This is a genomic window from Neotamlana sargassicola, from assembly GCF_020523965.1.
GTDB classification, from domain to species: Bacteria; Bacteroidota; Bacteroidia; order Flavobacteriales; family Flavobacteriaceae; genus Neotamlana; species Neotamlana sargassicola.
Window position 1 is genome coordinate 297,371 of sequence record NZ_JAJAPX010000005.1, and the last position, 19,671, is coordinate 317,041.

16 protein-coding genes and 2 tRNA genes are annotated in these 19,671 nt (G+C 33.0%); 8 read left to right on the forward strand and 10 right to left on the reverse strand.

The features are described 5' to 3' along the window. Positions 1–4 precede the first annotated feature (4 nt). The 5 genes from LG651_RS13240 (at position 5) to LG651_RS13260 (ending at position 4,548) form a co-directional block, all read left to right on the forward strand. Positions 5–1,381, forward strand: a complete 1,377-nt coding sequence (locus LG651_RS13240) for a Coenzyme F420 hydrogenase/dehydrogenase, beta subunit C-terminal domain (protein WP_226696597.1) — start codon at positions 5–7, stop codon at positions 1,379–1,381. Positions 1,382–1,388: 7 nt separating this feature from the next. Next, positions 1,389–1,937 (forward strand): LbetaH domain-containing protein, encoded by a 549-nt coding sequence (locus LG651_RS13245; protein ID WP_226696598.1) that lies wholly within the window; start codon positions 1,389–1,391, stop codon positions 1,935–1,937. 105 nt (positions 1,938–2,042) lie between these two features. Then, complete coding sequence (locus LG651_RS13250) at positions 2,043–2,879, forward strand: glycosyltransferase family 2 protein (protein ID WP_226696599.1); 837 nt, start codon at positions 2,043–2,045, stop codon at positions 2,877–2,879. A 9-nt stretch (positions 2,880–2,888) separates the two neighbouring features. Then, positions 2,889–3,290 carry a VanZ family protein gene (locus LG651_RS13255; protein ID WP_226696600.1) on the forward strand — a complete coding sequence of 134 codons (402 nt, stop codon included), beginning with the start codon at positions 2,889–2,891 and terminating at the stop codon, positions 3,288–3,290. 1 nt (position 3,291) lies between these two features. Beyond that, entirely contained in the window at positions 3,292–4,548 is a 1,257-nt protein-coding gene (locus tag LG651_RS13260) for a WcaI family glycosyltransferase (protein ID WP_226696601.1), read from the forward strand. 999 nt (positions 4,549–5,547) lie between these two features. Here the strand turns inward: LG651_RS13260 and LG651_RS13265 are convergent. The 7 genes from LG651_RS13265 to LG651_RS13295 all read right to left on the reverse strand — a co-directional run bounded on the left by LG651_RS13265 (position 5,548) and on the right by LG651_RS13295 (position 14,859). Then, the gene (locus LG651_RS13265) at positions 5,548–10,356 is read right to left on the reverse strand and encodes a fibronectin type III domain-containing protein (protein ID WP_226696602.1); all 4,809 of its coding nucleotides are present in this window, start codon (positions 10,354–10,356) and stop codon (positions 5,548–5,550) included. Beyond that, the gene (locus tag LG651_RS13270; protein ID WP_226696603.1) at positions 10,356–11,087 is read right to left on the reverse strand and encodes a hypothetical protein; all 732 of its coding nucleotides are present in this window, start codon (positions 11,085–11,087) and stop codon (positions 10,356–10,358) included. Before LG651_RS13270 ends, LG651_RS13265 begins: the two co-directional genes overlap by 1 nt. Positions 11,088–11,091: 4 nt before the next feature. Beyond that, complete coding sequence (locus LG651_RS13275) at positions 11,092–11,610, reverse strand: T9SS type A sorting domain-containing protein (RefSeq protein ID WP_226696604.1); 519 nt, start codon at positions 11,608–11,610, stop codon at positions 11,092–11,094. A gap of 474 nt (positions 11,611–12,084) precedes the next feature. After that, on the reverse strand, positions 12,085–13,167 hold the full coding sequence (locus LG651_RS13280; protein ID WP_226696605.1) for a GDP-L-fucose synthase family protein: 1,083 nt from the start codon (positions 13,165–13,167) through the stop codon (positions 12,085–12,087). 54 nt (positions 13,168–13,221) lie between these two features. Then, positions 13,222–14,349: a GDP-mannose 4,6-dehydratase gene (gene gmd, locus LG651_RS13285; protein ID WP_226696606.1), complete on the reverse strand. Its 1,128-nt coding sequence runs from the start codon at positions 14,347–14,349 to the stop codon at positions 13,222–13,224. A 275-nt stretch (positions 14,350–14,624) separates the two neighbouring features. Next, positions 14,625–14,709, reverse strand: a tRNA-Leu gene (locus tag LG651_RS13290). 77 nt (positions 14,710–14,786) lie between these two features. Continuing rightward, positions 14,787–14,859 (reverse strand) — tRNA-Lys (locus tag LG651_RS13295). 139 nt (positions 14,860–14,998) lie between these two features. Between LG651_RS13295 and LG651_RS13300 the strand changes: the two genes are divergently transcribed. Beyond that, positions 14,999–15,520 carry a shikimate kinase gene (locus LG651_RS13300; protein WP_226696607.1) on the forward strand — a complete coding sequence of 174 codons (522 nt, stop codon included), beginning with the start codon at positions 14,999–15,001 and terminating at the stop codon, positions 15,518–15,520. On the opposite strand, the gene LG651_RS13305 is transcribed toward LG651_RS13300, so the two are convergent. Both LG651_RS13305 and LG651_RS13310 read right to left on the reverse strand, forming a co-directional pair. Continuing rightward, positions 15,512–16,015 carry a phosphoribosyltransferase domain-containing protein gene (locus tag LG651_RS13305; RefSeq protein WP_226696608.1) on the reverse strand — a complete coding sequence of 168 codons (504 nt, stop codon included), beginning with the start codon at positions 16,013–16,015 and terminating at the stop codon, positions 15,512–15,514. The two genes, LG651_RS13300 and LG651_RS13305, sit on opposite strands and share 9 nt — an antisense overlap. A gap of 30 nt (positions 16,016–16,045) precedes the next feature. Beyond that, positions 16,046–16,417, reverse strand: coding sequence for an RNA-binding S4 domain-containing protein (locus LG651_RS13310; RefSeq protein WP_226696609.1), 372 nt, complete (start codon positions 16,415–16,417; stop codon positions 16,046–16,048). Positions 16,418–16,499: 82 nt separating this feature from the next. On the opposite strand from LG651_RS13310, the gene LG651_RS13315 reads away from it, so the two are divergent. Then, complete coding sequence (locus LG651_RS13315; protein WP_226696610.1) at positions 16,500–17,498, forward strand: FKBP-type peptidyl-prolyl cis-trans isomerase; 999 nt, start codon at positions 16,500–16,502, stop codon at positions 17,496–17,498. Positions 17,499–17,608: 110 nt separating this feature from the next. Here LG651_RS13315 and LG651_RS13320 read toward each other — a convergent pair whose 3' ends face one another. Then, on the reverse strand, positions 17,609–18,244 hold the full coding sequence (locus LG651_RS13320; protein ID WP_226696611.1) for an outer membrane beta-barrel protein: 636 nt from the start codon (positions 18,242–18,244) through the stop codon (positions 17,609–17,611). A 240-nt stretch (positions 18,245–18,484) separates the two neighbouring features. On the opposite strand from LG651_RS13320, the gene tgt reads away from it, so the two are divergent. Beyond that, complete coding sequence (gene tgt, locus LG651_RS13325) at positions 18,485–19,615, forward strand: tRNA guanosine(34) transglycosylase Tgt (protein WP_226696612.1); 1,131 nt, start codon at positions 18,485–18,487, stop codon at positions 19,613–19,615. The last annotated feature ends 56 nt before the right edge of the window (positions 19,616–19,671 follow it).

The following is a 19,671-nucleotide window of genomic DNA, read 5'->3' on the forward strand; positions in this document are numbered from 1 at the left end:
TTTCATGAAAAAAGAATTACCCTTAGTTATTGATAAAATCGTGAATAACGATTTATGTACGGGTTGTGGTATATGTGTGAGTTTCTGTGAAAATAAAGCTCTTAAAATGGAGTGGAATGAATATGGTTTTTTAGTTCCAAATCAAATAGGAGAATGTGATAATGATCAATCTTGCATATCTGTTTGTCCTTTTAACCCTAATCCCGAACCAGAGGTTAAAACAGAAACTGAAATTGCAGATTTTGTTTTTGAAGATACGCCAACAACAAAACGATTGAAAAAAATTGGTAAATATGAAAATACTTATGTAGGCTATTCAAAGAAACATAGGGAAACTTCTTCGTCTGGGGGTATTGCAACTTATGTGTCTAAAGAATTACTTAAGAGAGGAATTGTAAAGCATGTATTAAATGTTAAATCTATCGAAAATAGATTTGAATATGTAATAACCAGTGATGAGAATACTTTGTTGAGTACAGCAAAAACCAGATACTTTCCTGTTACTATGGAAAAAGTGTTTTCTGAAATTGAAAAATTAGAGGGAAACGTAGCCATAGTAGGCATACCCTGTTTTTTAAAAGGAGTACGATTAGCTCAATATAAAAATAAAGCTCTCAATGAGAAAATAGTTTTTACTATAGGTATAATATGTGGTGGGGTAAAGAGTAAGTTTTTTACAGAGTATTTAATTCAAAAAGCGGGTTTGCCTCATACCAGTGACGAAATAGAGCAGACTGAGTATAGAATTAAAGATTTTGAAAGTTCTGCTGGTGATTATTCTTTTGGAATAAAAATAAAAGGATCGAATGAAACACAATCTGTAAAAATGAAAGGTCTTGGCGATATGTGGGGGACAGGGCTGTTTAAATCAAATGCATGTGATTTTTGTGATGATGTATCAGCTGAACTAGCTGATATATCTTTGGGAGATGCATGGATTAAGCCTTTTGTAGATGAAGGTGCAGGAAATAATGTTATTGTTACTCGATCCAATATAGCAGAAAGAATTATTCAAGAAGGGATATTAAATGGTGAACTTAAAATAGAACAAATTAAAGAAGAAGAGTTTATAAAATCTCAAAAAGGAAGTTATCGTCATAGACAAGAAGCTTTAAATTTTAGACTTAAAACTTCTAAGATTTCTGAGTTACCACCAAAACGAGATTATTCTAATAAACTATCATTTGAAGTAAAGCTGATACAAAAACTTAGAATGAAAACTAGGAAACAGAGTTTGTTAATATGGAAAAAGGAAAAAAACAGTGAGGAGTTTGATAAAAAAATGGCACCTCTTTTATCTAAACTCAAAAGAGTTACAAAATTGGGGCATTATAAAAGAGAAATTATAGATAGGGTAAAGGTCAAATTAAGATTTAAGTAAGAGAGTTATGGATGACGATTTTAAGTTAAACAAGTATCAAGAAGAAAAACCAAGATTTCTTTTACGGATTTTATGGGCAATAATAAACCGAACAATATTTAGATTAATAATAGGGAAAAAACTCTTTTTTTTAAGAGTAGGTTTGCTTAAAATTTTTGGAGCTAAATTACATAATAGAGTATTAATTTATCCATCCTGTATAATCTTCGCCCCATGGAATTTAAAAGTTGATTCTTATTCTTGTATAGGCCCTAATACTGAAATCTATAATAAAGCAGAAGTGGTTATAGGAAAGAATGCAGTAATATCTCAAGGGAGTTATGTTTGTAGTTCATCTCATGATATTTCTAAAAAAATCCTTCCTTTAGTGTCTAAGCCTATAAAAATCGGAGATAATGTATGGGTGGCAGCAGATACTTTTATAGGTCCTGGTGTAACTATTGGTGAAGGCGCTGTAGTAGGTGCAAGAGCAGCTGTTTTTAAAGATGTTGAGCCATGGGCGGTTGTTGGAGGTAATCCGGCTAAGTTTATTAAAAAAAGAGAATTAAAAGAATAGATTATTAAAGAACTATCATTCAAGTAGCTTAAATATTTAGAGCTTTAAAATAAAACCTGATTATGGTGTTAATCACAATAGATCAACCAAACAAACCTTAAACTTATGAATAATGTTTTAGATTTAACAATAGCTATACCAGTAAAAAATGAAGAGAAGAATTTATTAGGATGTATTGAAGCAATTGGAGATGATTTTGCGAAGCAAATACTTATAATAGATTCTGGTAGTACTGATGCGACTATTAATATAGCTAAATCTAATGGTGTTGATGTTGTAGATTTTAAATGGGATGGAAAATTTCCTAAAAAGCGTAATTGGTTTTTACGCAATTATAATCTAACGACAAAGTGGGTGCTTTTTTTAGATGCCGATGAATATTTGACTGAAGATTTTAAAAATGAATTGAGACTAAAGATTAATACAGATATCGTAGGATTTTGGCTTAATTACACCATTTATTTTATGGGAAAAAAGCTAAAAGGAGGCTATCCATTAAACAAGTTAGCTTTATTTCAAGTTGGTGCTGGCGAATATGAACGCATTGATGAAGACAAGTGGAGTAAACTGGATATGGAAATTCATGAGCATCCTATTCTTAATGGCGAAATTGGTTATATTAAAAGTAAAATAGATCATAGAGATTTTAGAGGCGTTTCGCATTATATGGATAAACATAATGAATATGCCTCATGGGAAGCATACCGCTATATAAAAACGATTAACGATGAAGCGGCCAAAGCAAAATGGACATGGAAGCAAAAAATAAAATATAAATTAATGCGAAGTTCATTAATTGGACCAATTTATTTTATAGGAAGTTTTGTGTTTTACGGGGGATGGAAAGATGGAGCCACAGGTTTTGCCTTCGCCATTTTAAAAATGTCATATTTTACACAAATTTATTGTAAAATTAAAGAGTTAAGTAATAACGAAGAATAATTTTTACCTATGCGGTTTATTTTTTGGTGGGGCATTTTAATTTTCGGAATAGTAGTCGTGCTGTATTTTAGTTGGATTAAAAGCCCAAGATTTGAATATAACCAATGGGTCCCTTCGTTTTTGGCTAAATGGGCAGATAAGCATGAAAACGATAATGTAAGAACGGCAGTCCCTTTAGTGTTTTTAGGTTTGGTTGCAGGAGGTTACTTAATTTACCGTAAGTTAGGGAAAAATAAATGGCTAATATGTTGGCTAGGTTTAAATGCTTTAGTGGTTATTGCAGAATTAGGGCAACTGTTTTTGCCATTACGATCGCCCGATTTTAAAGATGTGTTCTGGGGTGCATTTGGAGCAGGTATAGGTCTAGGGGTTATGTTTATTATAAAACCTTTAGTTTTAAAAATAAAATAATATGTCGACAACAAAAAAACGGATTTTATTAATTGGGTATAACTTTTCGCCAGAACCAACAGGTATTGGCAAATACAGTGGGGAAATGATATATTGGTTAGCAAACCATGGGTACGATTGCATGGTGTTAACTACTTACCCATATTACCCGTATTGGAAAGTACAAGAACCCTATTATAAAAAACGATGTTGGTATACTAAGGAAGTAGAGGAGTTTGGCTCAGGGGGGCGAATTACTAATTATAGATGCCCCATGTATGTCCCAGAGGAACCTACTGGTAAAAAGCGCATGCTACTAGATTTATCCTTTATGTTTTCGGCCTTTTTACAACTTTTAAAGTTGTTGTTTGTTAAAAAATTCGATGCCGTAATTACGGTAGTGCCTTCGTTTCAGTTTGGGCTTTTAGGCTGCTTTTACCAATGGATAAAAGGAGGGAAATCGGTGTATCATATTCAAGATATGCAAATTGAAGCGGCTCAAGATTTAAACATGATCAGCTCTAAAAGAGTATTGAATATACTATTTGCAGTGGAACGTTTCATTTTTAAACACACCGATATAATTAGTACCATTTCCGAAAAAATGGTATCCAAAGTGCAAGCCAAGGCCAAAAAAGAAGTGGTTTTATTTCCTAATTGGTCCGATACCAAGTTTTTTAAGCCCCTAACTAATCAAGAGGAACTGAAAATAGAATTTGGTTTCAAGGCAAATAACAAGGTGGTGCTGTATTCTGGTGCCATTGGTGAGAAACAAGGTTTGGAGAGCATAATTTATGCAGCCGAAACTTTAAAAAACCAACAAGATATAAAATTTGTAATCTGTGGTACGGGGCCTTACAAAGAAAAATTACAACAGCTAACCCAAAATTTAGGTCTTGAAAATGTAAACTTCTTGCCCTTGCAACCTTTTGAAAAGTTTAATGCCTTTTTAAATATGGCCGATCTGCATTTAGTAATTCAAAAAGCTAAAGCCAGCGACTTGGTCATGCCATCAAAACTAACAACCATTTTATCTGTTGGCGGACTTGCTCTCATTACGGCAAATAGCGATTCAGGCTTACATGTCTTAACTCAAAAGTATAGGATGGGAATGCTGGTAGAAGCAGAAAATCAAGAGGCTTTAAATAAGGGAATAGCAGAAGCCTTAAGCGGTGAACATAATGAAGAGCTAAAACAGAACGCACGAGACTATGCTAAGCGTTATTTAGATATAAATAGTGTGATGAAAGATTTTGAACAAGTAATGAATAAAAATTAAAAGCGGGAATTACTAGGGCTTATAAAGCTAATTAAAAATGAATATAGTCTTTAGTATAAATGGAGTCGGGCTTGCAGGCTAAGGTGTAACCTTCAATTTGTAATTAATTGTTCTAATACAGAACTAAACTTAGTGTTTCAATCTTCTAACATAAACAATTCAAATAAACAAAATATACAAACACTTGTTTCTAGTGAAAATTTCACGCGGAGGTGTTGTACTTATATATAGTATATATATTGATACAAAAAAATGAATTTAGCCATTTAAATGCTTTGCAGGGCGAATTATACCTCATGAAGTTCTATTAATTCCTGAATAACGAAGGCTGAGCGCTATATTTAGATGGAGGCCTGCTTGTCCTTTTAGATTTACTGGAGTTAAAGGATTTTAACTTTTATAGGAAAATTTTAGGAGCATTATACGAGTCTAACATTGCATATACCTTGGATAAAAGATTTTTTCTGGATAAATTAAACTGGAAGAATACAAAGGCTTGCCTTATTTCAGGGGCAAAATTGTTTAATTTAAAACAAATTAGAATATGAAATATAGACGTCAAAGTAAAAGCTTTAATTGTAAAATATCCATTAGATCTAAAATCTAACGATCAAACGGTATTATAAATCATGACAAATGAAGATTTTGCTTTACTAAATAAGAAATAAAATGTAATGTGAAGGTCAGAAACAAAAGATTGGATGAACCTAGAATCTAAAATAATTCATTTCGGTGGAACGCCTTAATCTTGGTATTTGATGGGAGAAATAAGACGCAATGGATATAGATATTGTAGCGATTATGGCACTAGACACTGGAAAAAACAATATTGTAAAACGAATGTTAATAAGCAAAAAAGAGCTTGGTAAATCAGTATCATAAAATATTTAAAATAAAGCTGTTTTTAAAATAGTCGAACGTAAAAAAAACAATGTAGTTTTACACATCGTGACGCTTATACTAAATGAAACAAATAACAAAACAATAAGAACTAAAAACTTATTGTCGTGTAACTAAAAATTGTGGGTACGGATCAGGTGTTTCATCTATAATAACAGTTGGTACTCCACTTTCTATATTTACTAAAAGTTTATTTAACGAGCTTACCGAACTCATTGTCGTATTACTTAACACACCATTATCAACAGTACCTAAATCACCTGTTATTGTACTATTCATTATGTAAATTTCAATAGGGTTAACATCGTCTTGCATTAAAGGTATATTATCGTTGAAATTACATCCCTCTGCATAAACTTTTAAAATATCAAAAACGGTAGTTGTATTATTATTGCTAAAATTGCAAGAATAAAAACTACTTGGGCTTTGTTGTGTAATAACGGCACTTCCAGTATGATTAGTAAAATCGCAATTTATAAAAACAGGCGCATTGTTTAAATACATATCTACTGCAACACCATTACCATCAAATTCACAATTTACCCAAGCGTTTAAGTTATTAGGTCTACCTGCGGACATACTGAAACCTACATCACAATTAATAATTTGACAATTATAAAAAACAGTCTTGTCTATGTACATAATGTCGCTTTGAGTAGTACTAGATGCTGGATTTCTTTCTTGATATAAACCTCTAGTACAGTCAATAAAATTTACATTTTCAAATAAATTATTATCCAAACCAAAGAAACGATACAAATGTATGCCGTTGGTTTGGTTTCTAAATACAACATCTTGCCAAACCATACTCGTAACCATAAAGCCAGTTCCTTCAACTAAAGGAGCTATGTAAACACCAGTTTCACCACCTTGTAAAGTCAAACTTCGTAAGTGTATTTTTTTATTTGTAGCATTGTCTTTAAAACTTATTAATGGGAAATCATCTGTTAATCCTACAATAGCAGTTTTACCTGTTCCAGAACCTATAATACCTTCTTCATTATCTAAATTTAATGTTGAGCTTATGTAATAAATACCTTCAGGTAAATTAGCAATACCGTTAGCATCAATTAAACCTTGTATATAACTTGTGCTATCTGTTTGACCGTTTCTATCTGTAGCCCACGAAGCACCTGTCGGGTTAGGTATATTAGGTAAATTAGGTCGGTCTATTGGTGTTAATTCTGTATTTTTTATAATATCTATAAAATTAGATTTTATAGTAGCATCTGTTATTGTTGAGCTTTGTAACGAACCATTGTAGTATAATTTACGGTCATTGTCATGTGCTAATATATCAAACCCACTTCCCAGTTTTGTGTAGTCCGTTCTATTATTAATTAAATAAGCATTAGTGTTTGCTTGTATGGTATCATTACCGCCAAAAGCAGCCATGTTATTCTTGAGTATAGTAAGATTATCGGATTGAATATCAAAAACAGGGGTTTGACCTTCGCTATACCCATTACTTCCGTTTATATCGGTAAGAACAACTTTATCAGAACCAGTAACAAAAGTCATAGCATTATCACCTTGGTCTGTTAAATTCCAACCCTCGGCATCTAAGCCTACTATTGTTATATCTTCTACATTATAATAATTTCCAGAATCGCCAGCGGGAGTTAAATGATTAACCCACATTTGCAAATTACTGTAGCTAGGTGTGCTTGAATTTCCGTGCCATTCGATTTGAGGTAGACTACCGCCATGAGGCCAGTGTTTAATGATGTTATTATTTCTAAAATAACCACTAACAGAACAATCCCAATCAAGACGGCCATTAAGATTTATTATTTTATTTTCTTCAAATATGGCACCATCAAAATATATGCTTGTCGCTCTAAGGTTTTTAAAAGTGTTATTGTTTACAGAAGCGCCCGATTCTATGGTAATAGTGGCGTAATTAATACCATCTAATAAAATACCGCTGCTACCTGACTCTACAGTAATAGATGGAACTAATGTTGTATTTACAATACCGTATATTTTATCATTGCTGTCTAAGTATATTGTACCTGCGCCTTGACCGTAATTTCCAGCTTCCAATCTAACCGAACCATGAGTGTCTATCGCGCTTTGTAAGCCTGATACGCTAGAACCCTCAACGGGATATAAGTAAGCATTTAAGAAATCGTCCTCACCGGGCATATTCTCAGGCAGGTTTGATGATGTATCTTTAATTAATTTATCTGGCACGATGTCTTCAAAAATATATTTACAAACCCTATCGACAAAAGCCTCTTTAAGAGCGAGGTAACCAGCTCCAGAAGGGTGTAATTCGTCACCACTTTCATAGTCTGGATATCCGTTATACATAATTACATAAGGTTGGTAAAAGCTTTGCCCATCGCTATAAGCAAATTCTGGTGTGCGTTCTAATATTGTAGGTATAATAATATTATCATTCCAAGGTTTTGTACCAGTACTTTCATCTGCATAGGCTGTACCATCGATGTCTATAAAAGGTGATTCTATTAAAACAGGAGTAAAACCTTTAGCTTCTATGGCATCTAAAATATAATCTAAATCAGCTTTAGTATTATCGATATAAGTTTGAGTGACATTACTAAAAGGATTGTTGTTATTAGTGTCATTAACCCCCAACATTACAACGCAATAGGTGTCTATTGTTGCATCGTAAGCATAATTAGCTAAAACATGATCTATTCTGTTTTTTGTACTTGGTATAGTGTGCCCTGGAATGCCTTCACAATGAACAGAAACAGTTTCGTCTGGATAGCTCGCATTTATTCTCGCGACAGCCTGCGATTCTAAATTTCCGTTTGGTGTGTACATAGAGTACGTCCAACTATCGCCAATCATTATAAAACGAGTTGAAGTATAGGTTGTTGTGCTTAAAGTGCTAAATATTTCAGAATCACTAGCGTTAGACGTATTACTGGACGCATCAAAAGCGCTGATAAATACCGTATAGTCCGTCTCAGGACTAAGGCCTGTAAGCGTATAGTTACTAACCGCGCCAACAGAAGTAAAAAGCGTATCATTAATATAAATTTCATAGCCAGTAACGCCTATATTATCCGTAGATGCCGTCCATGAAAGTGTAGCGCTAGTTTCAGTAATACTGCTGGCAACCAAATTTAATGGGGTGGTAGGGGCTTCGGTATCAACAGCGGTTAAAGTGCTAAATATTTCAGAAACACTAGGGTTAGACGTATTACCGGCCACATCAAAAGCACGTATATACACCGTATAGTTCGTCTCAGGACTAAGGTCTGTAAGCGTATAGCTAGTAACCGCCCCAACAGAGGTAAAAAGCGAATCATTAACATAAATGTCATAGCCGGTAACGCCTATATTATCCGTAGAGGCCGTCCAAGAAAGTATAGCGCTAGTTTCAGTAATACTGTTGGCAACCAAATTTAGGGGTGCGGTAGGTGCTTCCGTGTCTTCAGATGTTAATGTAGTAAAACTTACCGTATTTGTATTTCCCGATTGGTTTCCTGCGCTATCATAAGCGCGTATAATAATACTGTAGTCTGTTCCTTCAGTTAAATTTGTTAGAGTAAAATTATTAATATTACCAACATTTTGTAAAAGAGATACGCCATTATTTATTTTGTAAATAAGATAGCCCTCAATAGCAACATTATCGGTTGATGCTGTCCATGTTAAATCTACGGTAGTTTCGGTAACATTAAAAGCTACAAGGTTACTTGGGTCTGAAGGAGATTCTGTATCTGTTGGTGTTACTGTGGTAAAGTCTTCATTATTACTTGCTGCCGACTCATTTCCAGCAGCATCAAAAGCTGTAATGGTTAAATTGTATACTGAGCTTGTATTTAATCCCGTTAAAGTATAATTAGTAATATTTCCAACAGAAGTTAATAAGGTGCCATTATTATAAATGTTATAACCAGTTACCGCTACATTATCTGTAGATGCTGTCCAAGTTATTTCGGCAGTGGTTTCTGTAATATTTGTTGCAATTAAATTTTTTGGTGCCGTTGGCGCTTGTGTGTCTTCGGGCGTATTTGTTGTAAAAATCTCAAGATTACTATCTTCAGATTCGTTGCCAGCGGCATCAATTGCTCGAACTATAATATTATAAGTTGTGCTTTCTGTTAAATTAGTAAGTGTAAACGAGGTTATATTATCTACAACATGTATGAGATTAAATTGATTATAGATGTTATAACCAATAACCGCAACGTTATCTGAAGCAGCCGACCAAGTTAAATCGGCAGAGTTTTCGGTTATATTATTTGCTATTAAATTTAGCGGTGCTGCAGGAGCTATGGTATCTAAGGTTACGAAGGTGGCAATATTACTTTCGATAGATTCGTTTCCGGCTTCGTCGTAGGCTCTCACAGTAATGTTGTATTCTGTACCTTGATTTAATTCAACTAGTGCATAATTTGTAGCACCTCTTACAGTAGCTATGAATTCGCCGTCATTATATATATTGTATCCAAGTACTGAAACATTATCGGTAGAAGCGTTCCATGTTAATTGAGCAGAACTTTCTGTGATATTACTAGCAATTAAATTTTGTGGGGCGGTAGGCGCGTTATTGTCCGAGGTGGTGAATGTTACACTATTGCTGTGTTCCGATTCATTTCCTGCTTCATCCAATGCAGTAACAGTTATTGAGTATGTAATACCAGGTGTTAAGTCGGATAAACTATGAGTTGTGTTGTTTGTACTAACAATTAGGTTATTGTTGTTGTAAATATTGTAATTGGTTACTGCAACATTATCTGAAGCAGCCGACCAAGTTAAATTGGCAGATTTTTCTGTAATATTACTTGATACTAGATTTATAGGACTTGATGGGGCTTCTGTATCTAATCCAGTTTCTTTGGCTTTATCAAGCGCATAAAAATAATTTTGCGAAAATATAGCTGTCGATGACAGTAGTAAGAAGAATATTATTAAATTTTTCATTATTGTCCTGAAATTATATATGCATTTTCACCAGATTTTCTTAATAAACCAAATCGAACATTTCCTACTTCGCTAACAAATACCGCATTACCTGAAGCTGTGTAATTTAGCGATACACCAGAAGCAGCTGTAACTGTTAGGGTCGCACCATTATGTGCTTCTAAATTAATAGTATCACCTATTGACATTTCAGAAAAGTTTTCTGATAAGGTAAAAGTTGCGTTTCTAGTGCAAGCAAGCGTATTATTTATATCTTCGGTTGTTATTGTTCTAGAATCTGTGAAAGGAATAACAGCGGCGCGGTCTGCAGTTAAAGTTCCGGTTATACTTTCGGCGGTTTTTGCATGTAATGCGTAAGGAACACTTAATAATTGACTTACGCCCGTAATATTGTAATTTCCGAGGCCATTAATGTCGGCTTGAGTTTCTACAAAATAAGCGCCATTTTCCCAAGGAATTGTATTGAATGAGCCAACAACCGCGCTTCCTGTACCTATTTCTAATGAAACTAGACCACCGCTATTTGTTGAGGCATCGTGGTTTTCTTCAAAAATAATTTCTCCTGTAGGTGTGTTTTGGCGAATAATAATTTTTATATTAACATTGGAATCAATAACTAATGAGTTATCACTTGCTCTTAATATAGCTTGATAACTCATTTTTTCTGGAGTTTGGGCAAAAACTGTAAATGATAATGACAAGAACAGAATTAAAGAAAGTGTATATTTCATGGTGCTATTGTTTTAAAATTTTAAAGGTTTTCCATAATTGTTCGTCAACAAAAACTTGAATTATGTATAAACCGGTGCTTAGATAGTTTAAATTTATTTGGGTTTCGTTGTTGGCTATAGGCTTCTTATTAATTAGTTTTCCTTGATAATTAAAAACCCTGTAGGAATTATCTTTATTAAAATCTAACCCAGAAGATTTTAATGTAACGAAATCTTTTGTGGGGTTTGGATAGATAAGCACATCTATTTCAGGAGAAATGATATCGACATCTTCATTAGCCGTACTAATTGCGGTAATGGTTTGCTGTACACCTTCATAGAATAAATAATCTGAGTCATTCATAGTACTGTAAAATACTTGCCCAACAGAATAGCTTATAGATCCCGCGTCTACAACGACATTGTTTCCAGAGGCATTTATACTATATAATTTGTCTTGTGCGTTTGTGTAATTTGAAAGGCACATTACAAAAAAGAATAAAAATGTAGAAAGTAAGCTATGTTTTAAGTAGGTATGCTTCACAATTCTATTTTTTTGTTTTTTAAAATCGCTGTAGCAATATTATGTAATAAAAAAATAAAATCGTTAAAAGTTTTGTTTTTTTCGATGAAATACAAATATTTAGTTCGGTAAAGTGCATTTTTTAGCGTTTTTTGTTTAAGGTTAATTAAACTTACGTTTGTTTTAAAATTTTGGATTTCCAACATTAACCTTTTTTTACCTTTTAATTTTTTAATTGAGAGAAATTGAATTAAAAAAAAACTAATTATCTATATGTTAACTACTTATGTTTATTTTTATATCGTTAAAAGTAACGATAAAACCGATATAATTGATGAAATTTTATTCAAAACGAAATTTTTATATAGTCATTAATAAAAATGCTATATAAAATGAAATTTCTCATTTTATATAGCATTTTACTATAAATTTAACATTGCTAAATGTAGGGGAAATACTAGTAATTAACAGATGTTAATGACGTTTCAGGCTAAATTAATTAATAAACCAATTATAAACGGTTTTAATTCCGTCTTCAAGCTCTATTTTATGCCTCCAACCTAAGCCATGAAGTTTTGATGGATCGGTTAGTTTTTTCATAGTGCCATCGGGCTTTTCGGTGTTAAAATAAAACTCACCGTCAAATCCAATAATCAATTTTATTAGGGTCGCTAATTCTTTTATACTAATGTCTTTTCCCGTGCCAATATTAATGTGCGTATTTCGTATTTCCTTGTTAGCGGCATCGAAACAATCGCTAAAGTTTCTGTTTTCCATTAAAAATACACAGGCATCTGCCATGTCTTCACTCCATAAAAATTCGCGCATTGGATTTCCGGTTCCCCACACTTCTATTTTTACAGAATCATTTTCTTTTTTGATTCCATATTTTTCTAAAATATTTAGTATTTCTAATTCTGAGGAGGCTCCGTTAATACCTTCAATTGGCATTTTATTCAAATCTTTTCGTAATGTCTCCCAATCGTTGTTATGAAGCGCCTTACCTAAATGTGTTTTTCTTATTAGCGCCGGTAATACGTGCGATTTCTCTAAATCGAAATTATCGTTCGGACCATATAAATTGGTAGGCATAACAGAAATAAAATTGGTGTTATATTGAATATTATAACTTTCACACATTTTTATACCGGCAATTTTTGCTATGGCATAAGGTTCGTTCGTGTATTCCAAAGTATCCGTTAATAAATAGTCTTCTTTCATGGGTTGCGGACAATTTTTAGGATAAATACAAGTGCTGCCTAAAAACATAAGCTTTTTTACATCATGTAAATAGCTTTGATGTATAACATTGTTTTGAATACTTAAATTTTCGTAAATAAAATCGGCTCTATAAATATTATTGGCAACAATGCCTCCAACCTTAGCTGCTGCTAGAAAAACATAATCCGGTTTTTCCGTTTTAAAAAATGTTGCAACAGCAGTTGTATCGGTTAAGTCGAGTTCCTTGTGTGTTCTAGTAACAAAATTACTATATCCTTTTGCTTTTAAGTTTTTTAAAATGGCGCTGCCTACCAGTCCTCGGTGACCAGCAATGTAAATTTTGGAAGTTTTTTCCATATGAAATGTACTTACTAATTAATAAATTGAATGTAATTGAAGCTTTAAAACTATTTATTCAAGTTGTTTTAATATTTTATGACCTGCTTTTAGTAAGTCTACATCCTTTTTCATTAGTTTAATATCAGATTGCATCATGTCTTTTACCAATCCTTCTAAATCATATTCAGGAACCCAGCCTAATTTCTCTTTAGCTTTACTTGGGTCTCCAATTAATAAATCAACTTCTGTTGGCCTAAAATATGTAGGATCTACAGACAGTACTTCTTTTCCTATTTCTAATTGATAGTCTTTGTTCTTGCAAGCTTTTACATAGGCTTTTTCATCTACACCAACGCCTTTAAATTCTAATTCTATACCTACTTCCAAAAAAGCCATTCTCACAAAGTCGCGAACAGTTGTAGTTACCCCTGTGGCTATTACCCAGTCTTCGGCTTTATCGGCTTGAAGAATCATCCACATCATTCTTACATAATCTTTGGCATGTCCCCAGTCGCGTTTTGCTTCTAAATTCCCTAAATACACCTTTTCTTGTAATCCTAATGCTATTTTGGCAACAGCTCGTGTAATTTTACGTGTTACAAAAGTTTCTCCACGACGTGGCGATTCATGGTTAAACAAAATACCATTACAAGCAAACATGTTGTAGGCTTCTCGGTAATTTTTGGTAATCCAAAAACCATATATTTTAGCAACACCATAAGGCGAACGTGGGTAAAATGGAGAGTTTTCATCATAAAACCCTTTTTCATTTTTATTTTCAGGTAAACCACCATACAGCTCAGAGGTTGAGGCTTGGTAAATCCTAGTTTTATTTTCTAAGCCTAAAATGCGTATCGCTTCTAAAATTCGAAGGGTTCCTAAACCGTCTACATTTCCAACGTATTCTGGAGAATCAAAGGATACTTTTACATGAGACATTGCCCCAAGATTATAAATTTCGTCTGGTTGACATTCTTGAATAATTCTGGTTAAATTCATAGAATCTGTTAAATCTCCATAATGGAGTTTTAATCTTTGGTTAGGATCGTGAGGGTCTTGGTATAAATGGTCTATTCTGTCTGTATTAAATAATGAGGATCTTCTTTTTATACCGTGTACAACGTAACCTTTTTCTAGCAACAACTCTGCTAAATAGGAACCATCTTGCCCTGTAATTCCCGTAATTAATGCAACTTTCATGTTTTTGTTTTTAGTTTATTTCAGCACTAAAAATAGTAAAATAAAGAGAAGTGTGAGGGTTTACCTCAAGAAAGTTTTAAGGTTTTGTTAGTTTTTAGTCTTTAATTAAACATTAGGTGGGTTTCAAATAGATTGAACAGCTTAATTAAGAAAAAGGTTGATTTTAAAAGGGATGTAATATTTTTTATGACAGATAAGGAGGTGAAATATATGCTTATTGGCTAAAAGGGAAAGGGCTAAAAAGTAAAAAGCAACTAGACGGTAATAAAATAAAGTGCGCACGAGAAGACTCGAACTTCCACGACCTAAACGGTCACTGGCCCCTCAAGCCAGCGCGTCTACCAATTCCGCCACGTGCGCGATTTGTGTCTTGCTAAAATAAACGTTTATTATAAATTTAAGCAAAAAAAAACCTTGTTAATTTAACAAGGTTTTTGTGACCGGGCTGGGGCTCGAACCCAGGACCCTCTCCTTAAAAGGGAGATGCTCTACCAACTGAGCTACCCGGTCTTGCAAGGCTTTTATTGTTGCGTTTGCGGGTGCAAATATAGAACCTTTATTCAATTAAACAATACTTTTTTTAAATTTTTTTTCGTTTTTTTGCACCCGCTTATTCTATGTTTTTAATAATCAATTTGTAAGGCAAAAAATGATAATAATTTTAATTGGGTATATGGCTTCTGGAAAGTCTACAATAGGTAAAAAATTGGCTAAAAAGCTAAATTATGATTTAATAGATTTAGATGATTATATTGAAGAAAGGGAACAATTAACCGTTACAGAAATTTTTAAAAATAAAGGAGAAATCTATTTTAGAAAACAAGAAACGCATTATTTAAAGCAACTTTTAAGCGCTAATGAGTCGTTTATTTTATCATTAGGAGGTGGTACACCATGTTTTGGTAATAATATGGAGGTAATTTTAAATGCAGAACATGCAAAAAGTATATATTTAAGAGCTTCGTTACCAACATTGGTAAAAAAACTAATAAAAAAGAAAGCCAAACGACCATTAATTGCACATCTTGAAACAGAGGAGGAGCTTACCGAGTTTATTGGCAAGCATTTATTTGAGCGTTCTGCATTTTATAATCAGGCAGAAGTTGTTATTTCAACCGATAATAAATCGAAAAAGGATATTGTAAAAGAAATAACTACAAAGCTATTCTAAAACAGCTTCAAAAGTTTTACCTTCTAGCACAATATTAATGTGCTCGTGTAGCGATGTAGACAACGAAATACCTTTAAAATCGGCTTTTACAGGGTATTTTTTATGATTTCTGTTTACTAAAACTGCTGTTTTAAATTGTTTTAAAGGCACATTTAAAAAATGTTTAACCCCATAAATTAAAGTGGTTCCTGAGTTTAAAACATCATCAACCAAAACAACCGATTTGTTCATGTAATCTTCTGCCGAAACCGAAGTTTTTATCTCCGTGAGCGGATTTTTTTTATCGATACTAACTTTACAAAGTATAGGCGTTATACTCGAAATTTTTTCAAGCATACTTTTCAATTTTTTTGCAAAAATATAGCCGTTTTTATCAATACCAGCCAAAACCACCTCGGTTTCGTAAACGTTGGTTTCATATATTTGAAAAGCAATGCGTCTTATTTTATCATTTATTTCTTCATGATTAAGTATAACATTATTCTTCACCGTCATAATTGTAAATTGTAAAATTAAGTTATAAAATTACTCATTTTCATCATAAAAATCATCAATATCACGCCTATCTTTTTTAGTAGGTCGTCCGGTACCTTTTTTACGATAATAATCTTTCGAGAATTTTAGCAGCTCTTGAGCCTCAAATTCAGTTTTGGGTGTTAAATCCGTTCTATAAATGTCAACAAGTTTTGCGCCAACTCTATTGGGTGGAATATCGTTAACCTTAAGTTTGTAGTTAATTTGATTTTTTCTCACTTCAATAGTATCTTGGGCATAAACCTCACGACTTGGTTTTACCGAATCGCCATTAATTTTAACTTGTCCTTTTTTGCAAGCTGTTGTAGCTAAACTTCGCGTTTTGTAATACCGTATACACCATAAAAACTTATCAATTCGCATATTTTTATTATAAAAACTACGTTAATGTTATTGTGCAAGAATGTATTAAAATTGTATCTTGCGGCTTCAAAAATACGCAATAATGAGATTAGAAAAAGTTACTTTATTAATTTTAGTATTAATTATTGGTTTTGTGTCTTGTAAAAAGGATGATGACGCAACAACTACAACTATCGAAATTAGGGATAGAGCAGAGCAACAAATAGACGATAAGGATTCGTTAGTAGATTATTTAAGTACACATTATTATAATAAAAGTGATTTTGATGGCAATACAAACCCTAAAATCGCCGATTTAGTATTTACTGAAATTACAGATGAGGTTATATCGAGTGATGCAGATTCATTATTAATTAATGCTGTTGAAACAAGAACTGTGGTTTATTCTGAAACTGATTACGAATATTACGTTCTAGTTTTAAATAAAGGTTATGCCGAAGGAAAATCGCCTAATTTTTCCGATAATATATTGGTAAGTTATGAAGGTTTGGATCTTTATGATGAGGTGTTCGATAGTTCGGTAAGTCCTATTGAATTTGATATGATTGGCGATGGCATAAACACCTTTGGTTTAATACCAATTTGGAGAAAAGTATTGCCGAGTTTTAAAGTAGCTGAAGGTTTTGTAGAGCAGCCAGATGGTGTTGTCGATTATTTTAACCATGGTACAGGTGTTATGTTTGCGCCTTCTGGTTTAGCTTATTTTGCGAGTGCTATTACCGGAGTTTCGGCTTATTCGCCATTAATTTTTAAGTTTGAATTATATAAAACGTTTGAAAACGATCACGATGGCGATGGTGTGCCATCGTATTTAGAAGATATTTTTACAGTAGATGGCGTTGCAGGAAGCGATGGTGAATTTACTATTGATTATGATGATTTAGCCAATGCTAATGATGATGATACCGATGGTGACGGAACACCAGATTATGTAGATTTTGATGATGATGGCGACGGTATTGCAACCATTTATGAAGATATAAATGAAGATGGCGACCCAACTAACGACGATTCAAACGGCAATGGTATTCCAAATTACCTCGATGCAGACGATACATTATCTACTCTAGAGGACGAGTAAAAATAATAAAAAACCATCTAGAAACCAGTTAACAAATGGCACTCCGAATTAATTTCAGAATGACAAATAGGGTTTCTAGATGGTTTTTTTATATAGTATATTAAAGGTTTCTATAATATAATAGATAAACTTAAAATTAATTGGTCTGGACGCGTATCTAGTCGATCTTCGGTGGTAACGTTGCTATGAATAAATTCTGCTTCGTTATCGTTAAAACCACGTTCGTATCTTAAATCAATTCCAATCTTTTTTAAATTTAATCCAATTCCAAAATTTAATCCAACCGAGAAATCTTCTTCAATTTCTCCTAAGGTAATATCATCAAATTCCGAATCTAAGATATATTGTAACGATGGTCCTGCAAAAACACTAATAGGACCAATTATTTTAGCACCCAATAAAATAGGAGCATCTAGTTTTTGCATGCTAAATTCGCTATCTCTATAATCACTTTTCGTACTTGTGTAAACCAATTCTGGTCTAAAAAATACTTTGGTACCCATTTTTCCAAAAATTCCAAAATGATAACCAATATTTCTTTCTGGATTTTCGTACGAATCTGCAGCCGAGTTAAAATAATCGCCATTTGCACTGTAGTTAATTCCTCCTTTTATACCAAAGCCACTAGCTGTTTGGGCAATAGTTAATGCCGGAATACTAACAACTGCAATTAAAGTCAAAATGAGTTTTTTGCTTATTAAATTTTTAAAATTTACAAGATGTTGATTTGTTTTGGAATTGTTCATAATGTTCGTTTTTAAGATTTTGTTTGTACAATCAAAAACGTTGCCAAACCAATATTATTTTCTAAGTTCTTTAATTAACAAAGTTTTCTATGTTTAAAAATATAATATTCAATTAAATGATACTCATTAAATAGTTTTAAATTTAGTCAAGTTTTATCTTCATTAACTATAATAAATTAGGTTTTAATAATTAATTTCTTTGTTATAGTGATTATCTTTGCAGCCTTACAGAAGGAACTGATGAAATTTGAATTAAACGCAAAAGACCCAAATAGCAAAGCCCGAGCTGGTAAAATAACTTTAGATCATGGAGTTATAGAAACTCCAATATTTATGCCTGTTGGCACTGTAGCCACTGTTAAAGGTGTGCATCAGCGCGAATTAAAAAATGATATAAATCCAGACATTATTTTGGGTAATACGTATCATTTATATTTACGTCCGCAAACTAAAGTGCTTGAGAAAGCAGGAGGACTTCATAAATTTATGAATTGGGATCGTAATATTTTAACCGATTCTGGAGGTTACCAAGTTTATTCACTTTCGGCGAACCGGAAAATTAAGGAGGAAGGTGTGAAATTTAAAAGCCATATAGACGGCAGTTACCATACGTTTACACCAGAAAACGTTATGGAAATTCAACGAACTATTGGCGCCGATATTATTATGGCTTTCGATGAGTGTACGCCATATCCTTGCGATTATAATTATGCCAAACGCTCTATGCATATGACTCATAGGTGGTTAGATAGATGCATAAATCATCTTGAAAAAACGCCATTAAAATATGGGTATAATCAGGCATTTTTTCCAATAGTACAGGGGAGTACCTATAAAGATTTAAGACAGCAATCGGCTGAATACATTGCCAACGCGGGAGCTGTTGGTAACGCTATAGGCGGACTTTCGGTTGGAGAACCTGCCGAAGAAATGTATGCTATGACCGATGTAGTTTGTAGTATTTTACCAGATGATAAACCAAGATATTTAATGGGTGTAGGTACACCAATCAATATTTTAGAAAATATAGCGTTAGGTGTAGACATGTTCGATTGTGTGATGCCAACAAGAAATGCTAGAAATGGTATGTTGTTTACCGCACACGGAACTATAAATATTAAAAATTTAAAATGGGCAGAAGATTTTTCGCCTATCGATGAAATGGGTATAACATTTGTAGATACCGAATATAGCAAAGCTTATTTAAGACATTTATTTACGGTTAACGAGTTGTTAGGTAAGCAAATAGCAACAATTCACAATTTAGGATTTTACCTTTGGTTGGTTCGCGAAGCTAGAAAACATATATTAGCAGGAGATTTTAGATCATGGAAAGACAAAATGGTAAAACAAATGGATAAACGATTATAAATAAATATCATTTGTAAATCATTAAATAATAGTTTTTAACACAATTAGCATTTTTG